The following is a 16,248-nucleotide window of genomic DNA, read 5'->3' as shown; positions in this document are numbered from 1 at the left end:
GAAAATTCCGGTGCCGGTCATCGCGCAATCCGAAGTGAAGATCCTGCCGTCGACCGCGTGCCAATTCCGGCGAAGACGCGGAACAGCGGCACTGGGGACTTGCATGACCGCACCCGGTCACGTTCTGCTCGCCCGGATATCCCATGTATCGGGATGATCGACATGCGAGGCTGCATCGATGATTGAGGCGGAAATCCTGGGCTGGGTCGCGGCGGTATTGACGCTTTCGGCCAGCTCCATGCGGACGATGCTGCCGCTTCGCATCATCAACATCGCGGCGAACCTGTTCTTTGTCGGTTTCGGTGTGCTCGCCGAGATCTATCCGACCCTTGTTCTGCACGCCCTGCTTTTGCCGCTGAACATCTTCAGACTCTCCCAGATCCTCGTCCAGAAACGGCGGCTCGAACGCATGCGTCGCACAGGTGATCCGATCGAGGTCCTGGGTCCGCTGATGCGGGCAGAAACGCACACCGACGGGTCGGTCCTTTTCACCCGTGGCGATGCGCCGGATCGGGTATATTACATCGAGGCCGGGCAGGTCTCGCTGCCCGAGATCGACGTCCGTCTCGGGAAGGGCGAACTCTTCGGCGAAATGGCGTATTTCTCGAATGCGCGACAGCGGACCACATCGGCAATTTGCCAGGGCGATTGCCGGATCCTGGTGATCGACGAACAGGCATTCGCGCGCCTCTATCACCAGAGCCCGGTCTTCGGCATGTATATACTGAAAACGATTGCGCGTCGCCTGATCGAGGGCAGCAGGCGTCGACCCGAGCTTTACGACGGCTTCACCGAAGCTCCGTCAGCCCCGGGCCGCGCGCCGGATTAGGCGATCGGGCGCCGGCCTCAGGACGGATCGACCGGACTGCCCCGGCCGAGGCGGGAATTGGCGCTCACGAGCTTGAGGCGCGTGTCGCGGCTCAGCGCGTTCTCGATCTGCACCCGAACCTCCGGATCTCGCGCGCCGAGGCGCCTCAGCTTGGCTCCCTCGATCCGGAAGTAATCGGCGTCCCGCGCCAGCACCACCGTCGCGGTGGCAGGCTCGTTCTGCAGAACAGTCATTTCGCCCAGGAAATTCCCGTCTTCCACGGTGCCGACGTGTTTTCCGGCGGAATAGATGTCGGCTGCACCAGACGCGAGGTAGATCAGGACGCCGTGCGTTTCGCCCTCGCGCATGAGGGTGGTGCCGGCCTCGGCATCGAGCCAGAGACCGGAGTCGAACAGGCGCCGGGCCGCGATCCGTGACAACTCGGGAAACTTCGCCGCGTGCATCTGCTGTTCTTCGGGACTGAACCGGATAGCGCGCGACAGGATCAAGAGCCGGGCCATGCCGATGACGCTGATCGCGATGATAACGACCTGAATGATTGCGGCCGCCGGATAGAACCGGTGCGACATTCCCGCCAGGACGAAACCGGCCGCCACAAGGTTCAGCGAGGCATAGAGATATCCGTTCCCCCGGATCAGGCCGAGTTGCAGCGCTGCATAGGCGCCGAGGTAGATGACCGCCCCGACGATTCCGAGGATATCGGCGGCAAAGGGAGAAAGCGTCTGTGTCATTCGCGATCGTGATTGGGCCGCGGGCTGTGCCTCGCGACCGGGACCGAATGACCTGGACCTGCGAACCACACTGTCTGAGTTATGCGAGTCCTGCATGCGAGCGCGGTCCGATGCAAGGCGGCGGCAGGGATCCCGAATGCGACCGAAGGTCCATCGGCACTCGGTGACGGCCCCGGGACGGAACGCCGCGCGATGCCCCTAAAGGTTGCCCGAAGCGCGCTATTGCAACTAGCGTTGGCGTGTCGCCGCGGTTGTCGGCCGCCGATCCGTGGGGTGTTCGGGTATTGCAGGAGTTTCCGTCATGACATCGAATGAACCGATCCAAGTCTCGAGTTCCGATGCCCTGTCGGAGCAGGATCTCGAGGTTGTCCTGTCCGCATTCGAGGCGGAGGCGGGGCCGCTCGACGCCGCGGCGATCAAGCCCCGCCTGCAGGTGATCGAGGCGACGGGCGAGGCCATCCTCGCACCGAAGGGTATGTACGTGGTCCTCGACGGCGCGGTGGAGCTGCTGCAGGGCGAAGCGACGCTCGCCACCGCGGATGCGGGCGATTTCTTCTACGAAGAGCACCTCGAAATCTTCAACATCCCGGTCACGATGCAGGCGCGTGCGCGGTCCGGGACGCGGCTCGCGTACCTGTCGAGCGCGGAGTGGTTCGAACTGCCTGACGACGTGCGCGCGGCGGTGTTCTCGGTCCTGTTCGGGGATCTCGTCGCGGTTCACATGCAGAACTTTCAGCAGCCGATCAACTGCTGCAGCGTGACGGCCGCCGCGTTGAGCATGTCGGCGCTCGGCTTCACCTGCGAGGTGAACGACATCTTTCGCGAGTGCCAGTTGCCCGCGAGTTTCGTCGTCAACGACGGCATCTCCCTGGCCGAGCTCTTCGACGTGGCATGCACCTTCATCCACAAGCAGGGCCTGCGGGAAACCGTTCAGGTGCAGGCCTACTTCATGGATCAGGCGACGACCTCGACCGAAAAGCTGCTCGAGGCGATCGATGAATCGAACCGCCTCGGTGGGGACAACGACATTCTTGTCGCGAACTTCCAGGTCGGGATGGCCCACGGCAAGGCGACGATGCCCGGCGGACATTTCGCGATCATCGCCAAGTGCAACCCGAGCACCGGCCTCATCCACATGATCGACGTTCATCCGGAAAAGTACGGCAAGCTGTGGGTGACGACGGTCGATCGGCTTTACGCCGCGATGTCCGACCGCGACGGGACCTCGATGCGCTCGCGCGGGCTGTTGCGCTTCTCGGCACGCAACGCGGTGACCACGCGGCTGCAGTGCCTCAAGCAGCCCTGCCGATACGTCGACACGACGCGCTATCTGGCTGCAGGGCGCCGCAACAAGCGCAACCTTTTTCGCCGATCGAGCCCCAACCTGAACAGTCTCGGTGTCCTGTCCGAAAGCCTGGCCATTCTCGGCGACACCGATGTCGACGAGGACAAGCTCCTTCTGTTCTCGACGGCCGGCTACAGCGAGGCGCTTAGCCGGGCCGCAGACGCGCGCGAGATGGACCGCATCGCGCAGATGTATCTGGCGCAGGCCGCGCACAAGCACCTCAGAAGCGAATTCCGCGGGTATTCGGAACGGGACGAGGCGCAGCGCGATCTGTCTCCCGACGACTGGTTCACCGCCCAGCTGCACGAGGTCGCGGACCAGGACGGCTGCCACTTGATGATCAACATCGACCTCAACCGGGTGCTCGGCTTCGATGCGATCAAGGCGCCCGACAGCGCCTATCGCGAAACCGCGCTCTTGGAAGAGTTCTGGTGCCTGTGCATCGATTACGACGCGGACGAGGACACGGTCACGCTCGTCGACATGAGCCCGGCCACCTCGCAGGTCTGGCAGGCGCCGCGGGCGCAGATCTTCCGCGGGCTGCGCGACCTGCGAAATCCGGGGATGCTGGTGCTCAAGGAAAGCGCGCCGGTCGGCGTTCCGGACGATGCTCCGGACCTCGTGGAAAACAGGCCGATCGTGCTGTTCTACGACGACGAGGATCCGTGGTCGAACATGCTGCGCAACATCCTCGACAACATCGGTGTGACCGAGGTGTCCGCGATCGACGTGTCGGGAGGCGAGGCCCGTGCCGTCAAGATGCGCCGTCAGCTGGTTGCGATGACCGGTCAGGACTCCGTGCCCTACCTGTTCTTCAACGGCGAGTGCCTCGGCGGGCGCGAGGACATCGTCGGCATGGTCATGGATGGCAGCCTGCAGGCGCGAATCCACGAGGCCGGGCTTCCGGTCCTTCTGCGGCACGAGTCGCCGAGTCTCGACCGCAACATCTTCGGCTATCCGAAAGGCGGACTGACCGAGCGGCCGGACGGCAAGCGCAACGTGCTTCTCGCGGCCTGCGGGTCGTCGGCCGCCGACAAGATCCCGGAGCTGGTGGAACGGATCACCGATGCCGGGCACAACGTGAAGCTCGTTCCCTCCGTCGCGGCGGAGAAGTTCTTCAAGGATCACGGGGCCGGGCGCATCCTCGCGCGGATCAGCCCCAACGACATCTACCGAGACGATCACGAGTGGAACTTCCACTACATCGAATACGGGATGCCGTTGCGGGCGTCGCACCTGGCGCTTTGCGACTGGGCGGATTGCGTCGTGGTCGCGCCTGTGACCTGCAACACGATGGCCAAGATCGCCGGCGGACTCGCCGACAACCTGATCTCTTCGGTGTTCGTGGCGTGGCAGTACCAGCGCAAGCCGGCTCTGCTTTGCCCAGCGTGCAACACGCACATGTGGAACAACATCACCACCCAGGACAACGTCGCAGCCCTGAAGAAGCTGGGTGTGGATCTGGTGGGGCCGCGCGCCGGCACGCTGTCGAACGGGACGCAGGGCATCGGCATGATGGCGACGCCCGACCAGATCATGATGGCGCTGGACCAGGCGTTCGACCAGCTCGACGATCAGGACAGCCGGGTGATCGCCTGGGCCCGCGATGCCGCCGCGTCGGACGAATACGCCCAATGGCGGCGGATCTTCAGAACGATCGACGAGGGCGTGGTGGGCATCGATGTCATCGACGAGCTGACCGGGGACACGCTGTTGCATTTCGCCGCCGGCGGCGAGGGCGAGATGACGGAGCACGGAATCGCCCGCGGCGTTCCGGATCTCGAGGTGTCGCGCGACTTGATCGCGCGCGGCATCAACGTCAACGCGACGAACGACATGGGTTTCACCGCCTTGCACGTCGCGATTTCCAACGGCTCGACCGAGATGGTGGATATCCTTCTCGGTGCCGAGGGCATCGATGCGCGCCCCTGCCTGGGGTATGCGCAGGATCCGAACGTGCCCGAGCCGATCCGCGACCGGTTGAAGACGTGGGCCGCGCAAGCCGGCGCACGGATCGAGACCGCGCCGGAGCCGGAGCCCGGCCCGCCGGACGCTCCGCAGGACGAGCCCACGTATCTCTATTTCACCTACGGCTCGCTCAAGCGCGGATTTCCGAACCATGAGGCACATGCCGACGCGCTGGGCCAGTTCGTCGGCGCAGCACGGACCCGACAGGCCATGCCGTTGATCGTTCAGAAGGAGGCCGCCTGCGACAACCGGAAGTGTCCGTACCTGCATCGGATGGCGACGCTGGTGGATCTGAAGGGCCGCGGCGCGCCGGTCGAGGGCGAAGTGTACTGCGTGACGGCATCTGGCCTGCGCACACTCGATGCGCTCGAGGGCTACAATGGTCGCGCGGCAGCCGACAACGTCTATGTCCGCAAGAAGATCGCGGTGGTCGTCAATGACCGGGTCGAGCACGCCTACGCGTACGTCATCGCGGATCCTGCCTCGCCGCTCGCCGCGCTGGAGCAGGGGGCGGCCGAGACAGTGTCGGTCTACACGCTCGAAATGGCACAAGGTTCGCTCAAGCCGGGCTTCGAGCACGCCGAGTGAGGCGGCGTCATATCAGGATCGCCATGTTGTAGAGCGTGATCGCGATCATCGCCGCGAGGACCGCCGGCCAGAACGCGGCCTTCGGGATCAGGTTGTCGCGGTAATGGATGACCCGCGCCCACGGCAGCATGTCGGACACGAACCAGTACGTGTTCACCGAAACGCCGAGCAGCAGGAAGTACATGAGGAAATAGAAGTACTCCATGTAGATCACCTCGGAACCGGCAATGGACTCCCTCAGCTGCACGTGCGCCAGCAGCACGACGAAGAACAGCACCGAGGCGGTCTCGATCACCGTGGACGTGCTGAAATCGTGCCGCGCGGCGAGGTCTTCCTTTCGCGTGACGGTCATGAGCGCGCCGAAGAGCAACGTCGCGACAACGAAGAGCGGCACCATGTGCACGATGAAGGCGTTGCCGAACTTGCGTTTGACCACGACGTTGTAGTGCAGTTCCGGAAAGCCCGCCTGCATCGGCGAGCGATCGAGGCCGAGGCTCGTGTTCAGATCCGATGGCTTGTAGTCGAAATAGGTGTTCTCCCGCTCCCACGTGCCGAGAACGATGCGCTCGTCGATGCCGAAGATGTCCTCCGCGCCCGTGGCCGGGTAGGCGTCGAAGTCGGGCGTGAGGACAACCTGCCGGCCGTAGGAGTTGGGCCACATCCGGATCCAGACCGTTTTGTGATCAAAGGGATACGCGGTGTAGTCAAAGCTCTGCCGCAAGGTCTGTTCGAAGTACCAGCCGATAAGCTCGCCGTCGCTCCTGCGCAGGCGGTAGGCCTCCTCGATCACCCCGTCGCCGGCATTCACCCGTTCGGGAAGGATGAAACCGGCCTCACCCGGGGGCGGCTTGACCTCGTCGTGGACGCCGTCTTGGTAGAATTGCCAGATGTAGCCGCTGGCACGAACGTCCGTCGCGCCCTCGAATTCGAGCGACTGCACGTAGACGCCGGTCGCGATCTCGAAGGCGGGCGCCACGTTCATCTCGTCGAAATAGGCGTGAACCGCATCGGGCCCGGCCAGCTGTGTCGGATCGCCCTCGAACTGGTTCATGATCGACCACAGCGTGAACAGGATCCAGGCGAGCACGGCGGATACCAGTCCGCTTACGATCCAGATCTTACTTTCTGCACTCATCCCGTCCCCTGGCTCCCCGTTTGCGCATCTCGTACGTCATCCCAGTGCGGCCCGTGCCGTCGGCTCTTCCGGCCGAATGCCCGGACCCGCCCGCATCAGCCGGCGAAATCGGTGCCGCCCAGCAGGCTGCGCCGGATCCCCAGCTGTACGAAGTCCCGGCGCAGTGCAGCAGCCGCGTCCGTGTCCGCGACCGGCTGGTGCTGCCGACCGCATTCGACGATCAGCCGGACCTCGCGCAGCGTCAGGTCCACGAGCGGCAGCCGTTCCTTCCCGCTTATCGCCTCGAGCGCGTCCGCGTAGGCCATCGCGCGGTCCCACTCGGCGCGCGCGATCATGACCGCGCAGGCATCGGGATAGAAATGCAGGTGGTTGTGCCCGACGCAGCCTTTCGCAATGATCTCGACCCCTTGCGCCAACAGCGTGTCCTGTTCGGCCGGATCGTCTAGCGCGAGGGCCAGGGCGGACAGCGATTTCGGACCCACGAAATTGGGGCCGTGCGCCAATGCCATCTCGACGGCGTCGCGGCCGGTGCGTCGCGCGCTGTCGAACTGACCTGCATAGACCTGAGTGCGCGCCAGATGTTCGAGTGCCTGCGCCTCCAGCCGCTTGGCCCCGACTCGGCGTCCAACCTCCGCCGATTGGCCAAAGGCTTCCAGCGCGTCATCGATCTCGTCGAGCAGCGTGAGCGCGACGCCCAGGCATGTCTGCGACACGCATTCGGGCACCAGCGCGAAGTACGTCCGGGAAATCTCGACCGCCTCGATGCCGTCTGTGCGACCCTGCCGCACGTCGCCGCTGTAGGTCCGGGCCACGCTCAGATTATGCAGGTTCGCCGCCACGTCGCGGACGAGCCCGTCTGGCCGGGCACGCTCCACCGCCTGACTGTAGTAGCCGGCGGCCGTCTTCATCGCGCCGTTCATGAAATACGCGTCCCCGAAACCGCTCAGCGCCCCGACTTCGAGCCTTACGGAGCCGAGCGCGCGTGCGACCTCCAAGGCCTTCTCGTTGCTGGCCAGCGCCTCGTCGAACCGGCCGAGTGGAAAATAGATGTTGCCGCGGATGTAGAACACCCGAGCCAGACTCGTGTCGTCGCCACTTCGCCGCGCCGCGCCTTCGGCAATCCCGAGACTGTCCAGTGCCTCCTGGTAGCGGCTGGTCTCGCGTGCCGACTGGGCGCGTTCGAGGTGGATACGGCAGAGTTGCGCATCGGTCTCCGCCTGGTCGGCCGCGGCGTCGCATTGCTCGAGCGCCTCGAGCGGTCGACCCTGCAACCGGATCGTTTCTCCGAGCATGCAGAGCAGGTCGACCCGAACCTCGGGCGTCACATCGAGGGCGAGCGCGCGCTTCAGGAGAGGCTCCGCGGCTTCGAACTGGTAGGCGCGGATCAGGCTCGCGGCTGCATCGAGGTAGGCCGCCGGCGCCTCGGGCGATCCCGCCCGGTCCAGATGCTGGGCACGCAGCGTCGCGTCGTGATCGGCGAACCATACAGCCGCGCGCGCGTGCAGCGCGTTCCGCTCGGTCCGAAACAGGCTGTTGTAGGATCCGTCGCGGATCAGTGCGTGCGCAAAGGCAAGATACGACCCTCTGTCGCGCATGAGGCCGGAGCGTGTCAGCGCGACCAGATCGGGCTCTTCTGGGTCCAAAAGGTGGGACAGCGCCTCGGGCGACAGCCGCTGCCCGAGGACCGAGGCCGCCTGGATCGTGCGGCGCGCCGCGGGGGCGATCGCGTCGAGACGCGATTGCACGATACCCTGGATGCTGCCCGGCAGTTCGTCGTCCGCCATCGAAGCGCGGCTGCGCCAGAGCTGTTCGAGAAACAGGGGATTGCCGCCGGCGCGTTCGATGAAGAGACCCACATCTTCGTCGCCGGCGTCGAGGATCGACTTCGTCAGTTGCCGGCATTGCTCTTCCGACAGCCCCGACAACTCGATCTTGGCAAGGTAGGTGCCGAAGGTCTGCGCCTGCCACTCGAGGTCGAGCGGATCGCCGTCGATGCGGCTCGTCATAAGGAGCAGGCAGGGCAGATCCCGGATCGACGCCGCGACATGCGCGAACGCGGACAGGATCTCCGGCGTCGCCCAGTGGATGTCCTCGATCTGCATGAGGAGCGGCGCCGCGGCGCTGCGCGCAAGGATCAGTTCCTCGATCAGCGCGCGGCGCCCGCGCTGCCGGGCGGCGTTGTCCATGTTGGCATAGACCTCGGCGATGCCGGCGTCCTGCTCGAGTTCGAGCAGGGCATTGAGGTGCACGCGGCTGGCAGCGGCGATCCAGCCGGACGCCTCGGCCCGGTCGGCGGTCGCACTGACGGTGCCGGCGTCGTCGGCCAGCTGAACGCCGAGGAGGCTCCGCACGAGGCTCTGGAGGGCGGATTGCCCTTCGAGGGCGCCGAAATCGAGCACCGCGGCGCGGTGAACGGCAAAGCCCATGTCGTGTGCCGCGGCCGCGACCTCTTCGGCAAGGTGGGTCTTGCCGATGCCGGGCTCGCCCAACACGACGTGAACCTCTCCGGTGTTGTGTTCACGGCAGCGTTCGCAGGCCGCGCGCAGCAGCGACATCTCGCGCGTGCGACCGATGAAGGCGTGCTTGGGCGCCGTCCCGTAAGACGCGATCTCGGTCAGGCACCAGAGCCGCTGCGGCGTCCGGATCCCGGCCAGCGCGACCTCGCCGCGATCCTCCCCGCCGAACTGCGTGCCGAGGGCGAGGTGGATGTCGTCGGAAACAAGCGTCTCACCGGCCGTCGCCTGATCCGTGATCCGGGCGGCGAGGTTGACGCCATCCCCGAGGACCGTGCTTTCGGTGTGCACGTCGCTGCCCGTGGCGCTCGCGATAACTTGCCCGGACGCGATCCCGATATGGCATCGCATCGGTGGATCGAGCGACGGCATCGTCGCATGGATATCGAGCGCGGCGCGCGCCGCCCTCTCGGTATCGTTGGTGCTCGAAACCTCGCGGCCGAACACCGCCATCACGGCGTCACCGATATGCTTGTCGATCGTGCCGCCGTATCTTTCGATGATGCTGTCGGCCGCGGCAAAGAACCGGTTGAGGACCGCGTGAGTTTCCTCGACGTCGAGACCGCTGGTCATCCGGGTGAACCCCGAAAGATCGACGAACATGACGGTGACCTGCCGCTTTGCGGCCATCGGCTGCGGCGCAGGCTCCGGCGCAGGGGCCGGCCGCTCGCGGGTGGCGTCCGCGTCGCCTTGCAACGCCTCGATCGCGCGCATGATGCGACGACGGTCGCCGACCGCAGTGATGCCCATGTCCTTTAGGTCTTCGAGCGCGAGGTGCGGCAGGATGTCGAGATCGATCCTGTTCTCGGCAAACACCGGCGCGTATTCCGCGAGATCGCGCTCCGCCAGCCATCTCTCGACGCCGTCCGACATTCGTTGAAACCCGCTTTCGCCAATATGCTTTCAGGAATGCAGACAAAAACCTAAACGGACATGGCCTGCCCTGAAAAGACAATCTGAACGGGTGCGGGACACTCTGACGCTGTTCGGCCTCGGCTCTCTGACATTGGGGCCTCGTGCGACAACGAAAGGCGACCGTCGGACCTCCGTGATCGCCGCGTCGTGTCGCGACACCCGGACTTGTCTGCGTTGTCTGCTCTGGCCGCGTCGTGCAGCATGCCGCGCATGTGTCGTGCGCGAACGAATTGGTATGAGCCTTCGAGGTCGACGCGGCTGGGCGCGCGCCAACGGCGTGCGATCCTGCGGTCCGGATTGGCGGCGGTCGGGCTCTGGTGGGGCGCGGCCGCCATGGCCCAAGACGCACCCGCGCCGATCGATGCGTCGGATCGATCCGCTTTCGCCGCTCCGGAGGAGGGCGGGCTGCGCCGTTGGATCGTCGCGACGGAGGCCCCGTCGGAGATCCGGGCTGACGCAGGGCCGGTGCACAAGATCGTGGGCGTCGTCGAGCGCGGGGTTGTCCTCGCCAATTTCGGGTGCAGTCGCTTGGCCAGCGGCATGTGGTGCGAGGTTGCGCGCCTGACCGGTGGCCAACGCGGCTTTGTGCCGGCCGACGACCTCGCGCCGATCGCCGGGCCGGACGGCGTTGTCGCAGTCGGAGTCGATGACAGCCCCCGGCGCGCCCGGCGTGGCGACTTCGATGCGGCAGACGACATCGCCTGCGCTCAGGAGGTGGGCGAAACGATGGGCACCTGCCGGGCCGAGGTCGCACGAAGTTCCGGCGGGGACGCAACACTCATCGCGAATTTCGCGAACGGCTTTCGCCGTGTCCTCCACTTCCAGCACGGCCTGTTCCTGCGCGGCAATGCCACCATGTCCGGCGTCGGAACCGACACGGACTGGCACCTGGACGGCGGTGTTTACCATGTTCGGGTCGACGATCAGCGGTTCGAAGTGCCTGCCGGCTTGATCGTGGGCCGTTGATCCCGCGGGTGGGATGCGCCGCCCCGGAACGGGCGGCGCATCGAAACGGGCTCAGCTGCCCGGTGTGAGCTTGTGGATCATGCCCTCGTCGACTGCGGTGTAGAGGCTGCCGTCAGGCCCGAGCACCACGGACCGGAAGCGGCCGGACTCCATCGGCAGAGTCATCTCGGTGACGTCGACCACCTCGGTGCCCTCGTCGTTGAACTCGATGACGTCGATCCGCTGACCGATCGGCGTGCCGCCGAAGCCGATGCCCATGATGCCCACGACCATGGCGCCGTTCCAGTCGCCCCATTCCTCGCCTTCGAGGAACGCGGCCGAGGATGTGCCCTGCGACCATCCATTGTTGGTCCAGACCGGCGGCATCGCGTCGGGATAGGTCTCGAAATCGGTCATAGGCATGAATGCCGCGCGCTCGTAGCGGTTCATGCCCTCGTTCTGGTTCGGCATGTACCCGCAATAGCCGTCCGGGCAGTCGCCGCGCCCGGCCATGTTGTCGCGCGGATCCCAGCCGGCATTACCGCCGTTGGCGAGCACCGTGATCTCGTCGGAGTGCCACGGGCCGTGCTCTGCCGTGATCGGCGTGCCGGTGTCGGGATGAAAGGCGATGCCCTGCACGTTCCGGTGCCCGTAGGTGTAGGTGCGGGGATCGAAATCCTCCGGCGGGCTGTTTTCGGGATGCGCGTTCCCGTCGGTGTCCATGCGAAGCACCTTGGAGCCCATCATCGTCGGGCTTTGCGGGATCTCTTCGTTGTGGTTGTCACCGGTCGTGAGCCAGAGCGCGCCATCCGGGCCGAAGCGCACGCGGCCGCCGTTATGCGCGCCGGGCCCGCCGAACGGGTGGTCGGAGGCTTCCATCTTGTAGGGCACGTCATCGACGATGTCGGTCCGGTCCGACACCTCGGTGAAATCCTCGTTCACGACGAGCCGCATCAGCCGGTTCGTATGGGGATCCGACATGTTCGAGGTCGAGTAGACATAGATGCGCCGGTTGTCGCCAAAGCTCGGATCGATCGCGACGCCCTGCATCCCGGCCTGACCCTCGCAGAACAGGTCGTCCTCGGTGCTGGGATAGCCCTCGCTGCCTTCCATGCCGAGCAGGGCGTTCACCGTGCCGTCGGGCATGCGGACCGACAGGCCCTTGCATTTCTCGGTGAAAAACATCGTCCCGTCGTCGAGGAACGCCATGTCCCACGGGTTCTCCAGACCGTCGAGTACGACCTCGTGCTCGAGGCTCGTCGTGTTCATGCCGGTCTGCGCGAGCGCCGACGTCGCCGTCAGGGCAGCGCCTGCGACGACGGGCAGAACCAGCTTGGCAAATCTGATTTTCGGTGAATGAAGCATTGTCTCCTCCCAAGAGCTTGCTTGATCGACCCGCTCGCCAACCACCCGGAATAGAAGGGTTGCGGTGGATCGATGCAATCGACGGTAGGAGGAGCGTCTTCGCCCGGCAACCGTTTTAAGTGTCAAAGGTCGGACGTCGTCCGCGCCGGAGTCATGCCGGCGGACGCCGCGCGCCGCCGGCTGTCGGTCACTCGAACTCGGTGGTGATGTAGCTGACGATATTCAGGATATCGGCATCGGACAACTCGCGCGCATGCGGTATCATGAGCATCGAGTTGGGGCCGATCTTCTCTCCCTCGCGGTACCGCTCGAGACGCTCGGTCAGGTAATCCACGTCCTTGTCCGACAGCCGCGGGTAGCTGGCGACGCCCTGCGCCTTCGGGCCGTGGCAGTTCCGGCAGACGCCCTGGTAGATCTCCTCCCCGGCTGCGATGTCGGCTTCGGTCGCAAGGGTCGGGCTCGCAGCACCGAGCGCCAGCAGCGCAACAAGCAACGTTCGTGTCATGTCGACGGTCCTCCTCTGGCCGGCTGCGACCCCGGGCGCCCTGGCGCGGTTCTCTGGCCCGCAGTTCGCAGACGCTACCGGTTCAATTCCGATGATCAAGCGGATTGTGGGGTCTAGCAGCCACCCTCGTGGGCTGCGCCGTGCCGCTCTCGTCCGCGGGCGGTGGGCCGGCCGCCTTCGCGCAGGTGTTCGGGCTGCGGACCCGTCCGCCGGACGCGCCTCAAAGGCTTCGTGGCCGACAGCCGTAGCAATGTCCCGGCCCGGCAGTGACGGTCGCGAGCCCCTCCGCCGTCACCGCAAAGAACACCCGAAGGCCGCGCCGAGCGCGGTGCGGCGGCGCGGCGCCGCAATTGACCAGAGACCAATCTCGTGGGAGTTTTTGAGACGGCCTGTGGCGACGCGCAATCGCGCGACGCAGGTTTTGGGAGGACCAATCATGTGCCAAGTCTTCGCCGGACAGGATCCTGCGCGCTACGCGTCGACGACGCGCCGGCTGCGCCTCAACGGGCAGAGCACGAGCATCCGGCTCGAGAACGCCTTCTGGGATACGCTGGACGAGATCGCCGCGGGGGAGGGTGTCTCGACGCCCTGCTTCCTGTCGACGCTTCACGCCGAAGTCCTTGAATTGCGCGGAGAGCCCGAGAATTTCTCGTCTCTCCTGCGCACGACCTGCCTGATCCATCTCGGCCAGTCGGCGGCACCCGCCGCGGCTGTCGCGGCCGAGTGATCTACGACCAAAGGCGCGGTCCTGTAGTATTCGCCTACTACCCCTGACCACGTCCGCCTCGCCCATCCTGTGTGCCTGAGATCACACAGGAGGAAGCATGGCGAAGGCCATACACAGCATGATCCGCGTACTCGACGAGGACCGATCGGTCGCGTTCTACCGACAGGCCTTCGGCCTCGAAGTGGCGGACCGGCTCGATTTCGACGACTTCACGCTCGTCTACATGTCGAATGCGGAGTCGGACTTCGAAGTCGAGTTCACGGTCAACAAGGGCCGGACCGAACCCTACGATCTCGGCGACGGCTACGGCCACCTCGCCGTTTCGGTCGAGGATCTCGACGCGGAACACGCACGCTTCGAGCGTGAAGGCCTCGCCCCTCGCAAGCTCGTGGAATTCGCCCCCGGCGGCACGCTCGTCGGACGCTTCTTCTTCGTGGCCGACCCCGACGGATACCAGATCGAGGTGCTGGAGCGCAGCGGGCGCTTCAAATGACGTGAGGACGTCCCGGTCGCCGCGCGGAAGAGGAGTCGCGCGCGCCGGACATGACCCAAGGGAGGAGAACCCAACATGATCGAGACACGGTCTCTGAAGACGCTGACGCGTCGCCAGCTTCTGTCGCGCGGTGTCGCGGCCGGGGCAGGGCTCGTCGTCGGGTCGGGCTTTGTCGCGGGACGCGACGCCGCCTGGGCCACCGAGATGGACGCGATGAAGCCCGAGAGCTTCGCGACGCTCGTGCAGATGGCGCGCGACATCTACCCGCACGACAAGGTCGGCGACCAGTACTACGCAGCGGCGGTGAAGGGCTACGACGTGCCCGAAGAAGTCGATTTCGCGCAGGCCGGGATCGACATGCTGGACGAGGCGTCGCGCGCCGCCGGCTTCGACAGCTACCTCGGCGCAGGCTGGGAGGCCGACCGCGTCGCAATCCTGCGCGGCATCGAGGATACCGATTTCTTCCAGCGCATCCGCGGCGGACTCGTGACCGGCCTCTACAACCAGAAAGAGGTGTGGCCGATCTTCGGCTACGAGGGCGAGTCCTATTCGAAGGGCGGCTACATGTATCGCGGCTTCGACGACATAACGTGGATCTGAGGCGGGGAGGACACTGAAATGGCTGCACCTTTTGAACTGTCCGACGACAACGTGGTCGTCATCATCGGCACCGGCGCGGGCGGTGGCGTCCTTGCCAACGAGCTTGCGCAGAAGGGCGTGAGCGTGGTCGCGCTCGAAGCGGGCGGACGCTACCTGCCCGAGGATTACGTAAACGACGAGTGGGACAGTTTCGGCCAGCTCGCCTGGACCGACACGCGGACCACATCGGGCGACTGGCGCGTCGCCAAGGACTTCTCGAACCTGCCGGCGTGGATCGTGAAGGCGGTCGGCGGCACGACAACGCACTGGGCCGGCGCGTCGCTGCGGTTCCAGCCGCACGAATGGAAGGCCCTGACCAATTATGGCGCGGTCGACGGGGCGAGCCTTCTCGACTGGCCGATCGACGCCGAGGAGATGGATCCCTACTACACCCGGGCCGAGGACAAGCTCGGGGTGACCCGGACCAACGACATTCCCGGTCTGCCTGGCTGCAACAATTACAAGGTCTTCGAGGCCGGCGCCAAGAAACTCGGCTACAAGGAGGTCCACACCGGCCGCATGGCGATCAACAGCCAGGAGCGTGACGGCCGGATGGCCTGTCAGCAGACCGGCTTCTGCTTTCAGGGCTGCAAGTGGGGCGCGAAGTGGTCGGCAGCCTACACCGACATTCCCGCCGGCGAGGCGACGGGCAACCTCGAGGTCCGAGAAAAGGCGCATGTCGCGCGGATCCTCCACGACGACAGCGGCAAGGTGACGGGTGTCGAGTATTTCGACGAGGCCGGCGATCTGCAAATGCAGCGCGCCCGCGTCGTCTGCGTGGCCGGCAACTCGTTCGAAAGCCCGAGGCTTCTGCTCAACTCGCATTCTTCGATGTTCCCCGATGGACTGGCCAATAGCTCGGGGATGGTCGGACGGAACTACATGCGGCACCTGACCGGATCGGTCTACGCGACGTTCGAGCAGCCGGTCCGCATGTGGCGCGGCACGACCATGGCCGGGATCGTGCAGGACGAAGCCCGTCACGATCCCTCGCGCGGGTTCGTCGGCGGATACGAGCTCGAAACCCTTTCGCTCGGCCTGCCGTTCATGGCTGCGTTCCTTGATCCGGGCGCATGGGGCCGCGAGTTCACCACGGCGCTCGACAGCTACGAGAACATGGCCGGCATGTGGATCGTGGGCGAGGACATGCCTCAGGAGAGCAACCGCGTCACGCTCTCGGACGCGGAGGACGCGTTCGGGCTCAAGGTCGCGAACGTTCATTACAGCGACCATCCGAACGACACTGCGATGCGCGATCACGCCTACAAGCAGGGGGCCGCGATCTACGACGCGGTGGGGGCGACCCGGACGCTGCCGACACCGCCCTATCCGTCGACGCACAACCTCGGCACCAACCGCATGTCCGAGCGGCCCGAGGACGGCGTGGTGAACAGAAACGGGCGTGCGCACGACGTGCCCAACCTCTACGTCTCCGACGGGTCGCAGTTCACGACCGGCGCGGCGGAAAACCCGACGCTGACCATCGTGGCACTCGCGATCCGTCAGGCGGAGCACATCGCCTCCGAGATGAACCAGGGCGTGCTCTGATC

General features: G+C 65.6%; 12 protein-coding genes. 7 read left to right on the top strand and 5 right to left on the bottom strand.

Features of this window, described 5'->3' with window-relative positions; genetic code table 11:
- Window positions 1–178 precede the first annotated feature (178 nt).
- The gene (locus ROJ8625_RS07410) at window positions 179–829 is read left to right on the top strand and encodes a Crp/Fnr family transcriptional regulator (RefSeq protein ID WP_085791226.1); all 651 of its coding nucleotides are present in this window, start codon (window positions 179–181) and stop codon (window positions 827–829) included.
- 17 nt (window positions 830–846) lie between these two features.
- On the opposite strand, the gene ROJ8625_RS07405 is transcribed toward ROJ8625_RS07410, so the two are convergent.
- On the bottom strand, window positions 847–1,560 hold the full coding sequence (locus ROJ8625_RS07405) for a Crp/Fnr family transcriptional regulator (protein ID WP_159456737.1): 714 nt from the start codon (window positions 1,558–1,560) through the stop codon (window positions 847–849).
- Between the two features lie 301 nt (window positions 1,561–1,861).
- On the opposite strand from ROJ8625_RS07405, the gene ROJ8625_RS07400 reads away from it, so the two are divergent.
- Entirely contained in the window at window positions 1,862–5,461 is a 3,600-nt protein-coding gene (locus tag ROJ8625_RS07400; RefSeq protein WP_085791224.1) for a flavoprotein, read from the top strand.
- A gap of 7 nt (window positions 5,462–5,468) precedes the next feature.
- Here the strand turns inward: ROJ8625_RS07400 and ROJ8625_RS07395 are convergent, their stop codons facing one another.
- Window positions 5,469–6,596: a ligand-gated ion channel gene (locus ROJ8625_RS07395; RefSeq protein ID WP_085791223.1), complete on the bottom strand. Its 1,128-nt coding sequence runs from the start codon at window positions 6,594–6,596 to the stop codon at window positions 5,469–5,471.
- Between the two features lie 95 nt (window positions 6,597–6,691).
- Window positions 6,692–9,982, bottom strand: coding sequence for an adenylate/guanylate cyclase domain-containing protein (locus ROJ8625_RS07390; RefSeq protein WP_085791222.1), 3,291 nt, complete (start codon window positions 9,980–9,982; stop codon window positions 6,692–6,694).
- A 216-nt stretch (window positions 9,983–10,198) separates the two neighbouring features.
- On the opposite strand from ROJ8625_RS07390, the gene ROJ8625_RS07385 reads away from it, so the two are divergent.
- On the top strand, window positions 10,199–10,990 hold the full coding sequence (locus ROJ8625_RS07385) for an SH3 domain-containing protein (protein ID WP_159456736.1): 792 nt from the start codon (window positions 10,199–10,201) through the stop codon (window positions 10,988–10,990).
- 51 nt (window positions 10,991–11,041) lie between these two features.
- Here the strand turns inward: ROJ8625_RS07385 and ROJ8625_RS07380 are convergent, their stop codons facing one another.
- Together ROJ8625_RS07380 and ROJ8625_RS07375 are read right to left on the bottom strand one after the other, a co-directional pair.
- Window positions 11,042–12,334, bottom strand: coding sequence for a PQQ-dependent sugar dehydrogenase (locus ROJ8625_RS07380; RefSeq protein ID WP_085791220.1), 1,293 nt, complete (start codon window positions 12,332–12,334; stop codon window positions 11,042–11,044).
- A 187-nt stretch (window positions 12,335–12,521) separates the two neighbouring features.
- Window positions 12,522–12,839: a c-type cytochrome gene (locus tag ROJ8625_RS07375; RefSeq protein ID WP_085791219.1), complete on the bottom strand. Its 318-nt coding sequence runs from the start codon at window positions 12,837–12,839 to the stop codon at window positions 12,522–12,524.
- 436 nt (window positions 12,840–13,275) lie between these two features.
- Here ROJ8625_RS07375 and ROJ8625_RS07370 point away from each other — a divergent pair, with 436 nt between their 5' ends.
- The 4 genes from ROJ8625_RS07370 (at window position 13,276) to ROJ8625_RS07355 (ending at window position 16,246) form a co-directional block, all read left to right on the top strand.
- On the top strand, window positions 13,276–13,566 hold the full coding sequence (locus tag ROJ8625_RS07370; protein ID WP_085791218.1) for a ribbon-helix-helix domain-containing protein: 291 nt from the start codon (window positions 13,276–13,278) through the stop codon (window positions 13,564–13,566).
- Between the two features lie 97 nt (window positions 13,567–13,663).
- On the top strand, window positions 13,664–14,059 hold the full coding sequence (locus ROJ8625_RS07365) for a VOC family protein (protein WP_085791217.1): 396 nt from the start codon (window positions 13,664–13,666) through the stop codon (window positions 14,057–14,059).
- Between the two features lie 75 nt (window positions 14,060–14,134).
- Window positions 14,135–14,659, top strand: coding sequence for a Twin-arginine translocation pathway signal (locus ROJ8625_RS07360; protein ID WP_085791216.1), 525 nt, complete (start codon window positions 14,135–14,137; stop codon window positions 14,657–14,659).
- A gap of 18 nt (window positions 14,660–14,677) precedes the next feature.
- Window positions 14,678–16,246 carry a GMC family oxidoreductase gene (locus tag ROJ8625_RS07355; protein WP_085791215.1) on the top strand — a complete coding sequence of 523 codons (1,569 nt, stop codon included), beginning with the start codon at window positions 14,678–14,680 and terminating at the stop codon, window positions 16,244–16,246.
- The last annotated feature ends 2 nt before the right edge of the window (window positions 16,247–16,248 follow it).

Source organism: Roseivivax jejudonensis, assembly GCF_900172265.1.
GTDB lineage: Bacteria > Pseudomonadota > Alphaproteobacteria > Rhodobacterales > Rhodobacteraceae > Roseivivax > Roseivivax jejudonensis.
This window is presented reverse-complemented; position numbering and strand designations above follow the sequence as displayed.